Origin of the sequence: Agriterribacter sp. (assembly GCF_035444585.1) — a bacterium.
GTDB lineage: Bacteria > Bacteroidota > Bacteroidia > Chitinophagales > Chitinophagaceae > Agriterribacter.
Genome location: NZ_DAOMOZ010000306.1, coordinates 1 through 4,250, shown reverse-complemented (window position 1 = coordinate 4,250; position 4,250 = coordinate 1). Strand labels below are relative to the sequence as shown.

The following is a 4,250-nucleotide window of genomic DNA, read 5'->3' as shown; positions in this document are numbered from 1 at the left end:
GCTGGCGCCGCAGGCAACCGGAAATACATGGTATCCTTATTCCTTTATGGCGCCGCCGGCACAAAACGAACCCTGGCTCTCTTCAGCTTTATCGTTACTGAAAACGGTAGTGAATGATGTAAATGAACAAGGCATTGCCGCTGAAAATATATACTTTCTCGGGTTTTCGCAGGGCGCCTGCTTAACACTGGAATTTGTAACGCGAAATGCCCAAAGATATGGCGGGGTGGCTGCCTTTACGGGAGGATTGATCGGCGATAAAATTTATCCCGGGAATTATAGCGGTGACTTTACCGGTACTCCCGTATTCATCGGCAGCAGCGATCCCGATCCCCATGTACCCGTGGAAAGAGTATATGCAACATCAAATATATTAAAAGGCATGCATGCTGCGGTTACCGAAAAGATATACAACAATATGGGACATACCATTAACCAGGATGAAATTGACCGGGTGAATAAGCTGGTCTTTGATACGGGCATTTAAAAATTGCAGAATGAAAAAAAATAAACAACATTATGAGCATCTGGTCATAGGTTTTGGAAAAGGCGGCAAAACCCTGGCGGCTTACTTAGCCAAACATGGGAAACAGGTTGCTTTGATCGAAAGGTCGGAAAAAATGTATGGTGGCGGCTGCATCAACATAGCCTGCATTCCTACCAAATCATTTATCGTGAGTGCAGAAAATAACCTGCCCTATGAAAAAGCATATAAAGTGAAAAATGAACTGACTTCTTTTCTCAGGAAAAAAAACTTTGATAATATTGATAAGCTCGGGATGGCCACTGTTATTACCGGCGAGGCCGCCTTTGTTTCAACGCATGAAGTAAAGGTAACATTGCACCCCGGTAATGAAGAGCTGTTGGTGAGCGCTGATCGTATTTTCATCAATACCGGGTCTGAACCTTTTGTACTACCTATAGCGGGAATAACAGCTTCCAAAAAAGTATTTACCAGCGCTTCGCTAATGGAACAGCCTGCTTTATTGAAAAAGCTGGTTATTATAGGTGGCGGATTTATAGGGTTGGAGTTTGCAGATATGTATGCCAAATTTGGTGCAGAAGTAACTTTGCTGGATCATGGGAAAACTTTTCTGCCCAGGGAGGATAAAGATATTGCCGATGAGATTTTTAAAGTGCCCACAGCTAAAAAAATCAATATCATCACGGGGGCATCGGTTCAAAGAATTACAGATGCTGCAAATAATACGGTGATCGTTCAGTATAAAAACAGTGACGGACATACCATTGAGGCGGAAGCCTCAGCTGTGCTGGTAGCCACCGGAAGAAAGCCCGTTACAGAAAGTTTAAACCTGCCCGCCGCAGGCATACAAACCGATCAGCGGGGCTATATTAAAGTGGACGCTTCTCTGAGAACCAATATTCCTCATATCTGGGCCGTTGGCGACATCAATGGCGGTCCGCAATTTACTTATATATCGTTGGATGATTTCAGGATCATCAGGGACCAGTTGTTTGGCGGCGACTATACTTCCGTATCGCAAAGGAAGCCCTATCCTTTTTCGGTATTCATTACGCCGCAGCTTGCACATATCGGCTTACGCGAAAAGGAAGCTGTAGAAAAGGGATATACCGTAAAAGTAGCTAAGCTGCCTGCATCGGCTGTTCCCAGGGCACGCATACTGAATGATACGAACGGGCTGTTAAAAACCGTAGTAGACAGCAACAGCAACAAAATATTAGGCTGCACGCTTTTTTGTGCCGACGCCAATGAAATGATCAATACGGTTCAAATGGCCATGCATGCAGGGCTGCACTACCGGGAACTGAGGGATAAGATTTACACACATCCTTCCATGACAGAAGCTTTTAACGATCTTTATGCTTTGATATAAATGTATGATTTCAAAAAAAGAGAAAGTTTATCCGCTTAATACCAACTATAAAAATATTTTATGAACAGATCATCTGCTATCCTTGTTGTCCTTTTATCTGTAATCCTGTATGGTGCATGCCGCAGCGATACGCGGGGCACTGCTACAACAAATGAAAGTGCTGAGCAGGCGCCGGCGCGGGCCACAGGTTTCCGGCAGCCCGAAGCAGAAGCTGCACCGGATCGGGTACCTGCAGTAAAGGAGCGGGTTAGTTTTGTAACAGCGGCGAAAGCGGTTACTCCCGGTGTGGTGCATATCAAAACAACTTACAACGCATCTTCGGGGTCGGGTAATCCTTTTGAAGAATTGCTGGGGCGGTCGCGCAGCCGCCGTGCTATGGGCTCGGGCTCGGGTGTTGTTATTGGATCCGACGGGTATATTGCTACCAATAACCACGTTATTGAAAACGCGGAAAGGATAGAGGTAATATTTCCCGACCGGCGCGAGCTGGTGGCGGAACTGGTTGGCAGCGATCCCAACACCGATCTGGCCCTGCTCAAAGTAAAGGCAAATAATGTACCGGTGGTTAAATTCGGTAATTCCGATAATGTGGAAGTGGGAGAGGATGTTTTGGCAGTAGGCTATCCTTATTCATTGAACACTACGGTAACGGCAGGCATTGTCAGCGCCAAGGGAAGAAGCATCGGCATCATTAACCAGCCGGGCAGCGAAGGCTATCGCCAGGGTGCTGCCCAAACCAATTCGGCTATTGAATCTTTTATACAAACAGACGCTGCCATCAATCCCGGCAACAGCGGTGGGGCGTTGGTGAACGTTAATGGTGAGCTCATCGGTATCAATACGGCTATAGCCTCTTTAACCGGCAGCTATGCGGGTTATGCATTCGCTATCCCGGTTAACCTGGCAAAAAAGATACTGGAAGACCTGAAAGAGTTCGGCACTGTAAAACGGGGCATCCTTGGCGTTGCATTTCCCGCGCCTTCGGCCGAAGATCAGTATTTCAAGCAGTTGGGCATCAGTCCGGAAACGGTTAAAGGGGTATTTATAACCGATATACAGAAAGGGAGCGCAGCCGCTGCCGCCGGTTTGGAAGAAGGCGATATTATCCAGAGCATAGACGGCGTTCAGTTGTTTTCATCGGCCGAATTTTCAGAAAGGGTGGCCAGGCACCGCCCGGGCGACAAAATAAAGCTTACATACTTACGCGACGGCAGGGTAGACAGCACATCCGCGGTATTAAAGGGAGAAGAAGCCGCGGGGTCATCCGGTTCCGAATCGCTCAAAGACATATACAATAAGCTGGGAGCTACTTTTGCCCCCATTACACCCGCCATTAAAGAACGGTTTAACATCAATTCGGGTGTGGTGGTAACAGAGATCCGCGATGGAGGATTTTTTGACCGCCTGGGAATACCGCCCGGCGTTATCATCACCTATATCAATGGCAGGGCCGTGAATACCCCTAAGGATATTGACGATGCTTTGGTGAGCGCCAAAAACAAAACAGTGCAGATTCTCGGCATTGCGCCCGACGGATCGAGAGTGGCTTTTAATTTTTCTCTGGGCGCCTGACGGCGGGGCTTGGATCAAAAATGCGTACAGACGAATGAAGAAAGCATGTTTAACATAACAAGAATATACAGTGATGCGAACGGCGACAGTCATTTTGAGGAGATCGTAGTTCCGTTAAATGAATCGGGAGCTATTGGTTTTCTTTCTGAAGCGTTACCTGCAGGAAATATTATTTTCAGGGAGGTGCTGCCTTCTTACGATTATGATTTTCATACGGCGCCGCAACGCCAGTATATTATTTTATTAGACGGCGAAATTGAAATAGAAACCTCGCTGGGTAATAAAAAACAGTTTAAACCGGGAGAGATACTTTTGGTGGAAGATACGGCAGGGAAGGGGCATAAAACAAAAAATCTGACACCCATCAGGCGCAGATCTGTTTTTATAACACTGCCTTAAACGGCAGGCATTGTTCTGTAGTTTAAAAAGCGTCTGTTTTTGAAAGAGATCTGATCATTTGCACAAAATATATTATGAATACAAGCTATAGCATTGCATCGGTTTTTATTTTTCCTTTACTGGCCGGATTACTTTCGTGCGGTGGTGAAAATAAAAATACCGCCGGTACGGCAGATGCTGCAAAAGATTACCCTGTAATTACGATTGAGCCGAGGGCTACTACTTTAAGCAGCGATTACCCGGCTACCATTGAAGGGCGGCAAAATATTGAAATACGTCCTAAAATTGACGGCTACATAGATAAGATCTATGTTGATGAAGGTGCTACTGTTAAGAGGGGGCAGGTGCTTTTTAAAATTTTCGCTCCTCAGTACGAGCAGGACGTGCGTACCGCGCAGGCGAATATCAAGATCGCGGAGGCAA

The 4,250-nt window shown here is 46.4% G+C and carries 5 protein-coding genes; all 5 read left to right on the top strand.

The features are described 5' to 3' along the window. Positions 1-487, top strand: a 487-nt coding sequence (locus PLH26_RS20605) for an alpha/beta hydrolase (protein WP_324587905.1), incomplete at its 5' end; no start/stop codon positions are given. 10 nt (positions 488-497) lie between these two features. Next, positions 498-1,856: an FAD-dependent oxidoreductase gene (locus tag PLH26_RS20600; protein ID WP_324587904.1), complete on the top strand. Its 1,359-nt coding sequence runs from the start codon at positions 498-500 to the stop codon at positions 1,854-1,856. A 60-nt stretch (positions 1,857-1,916) separates the two neighbouring features. Beyond that, a complete protein-coding gene (locus PLH26_RS20595) occupies positions 1,917-3,428 on the top strand; it encodes a trypsin-like peptidase domain-containing protein (protein WP_324587903.1) in 1,512 nt (503 codons plus the stop codon). Positions 3,429-3,473: 45 nt separating this feature from the next. After that, positions 3,474-3,827: a cupin domain-containing protein gene (locus PLH26_RS20590; RefSeq protein WP_324587902.1), complete on the top strand. Its 354-nt coding sequence runs from the start codon at positions 3,474-3,476 to the stop codon at positions 3,825-3,827. Positions 3,828-3,901: 74 nt separating this feature from the next. Continuing rightward, a partial coding sequence (locus tag PLH26_RS20585; protein WP_324587901.1) for an efflux RND transporter periplasmic adaptor subunit occupies positions 3,902-4,250 on the top strand: 349 nt, incomplete at its 3' end.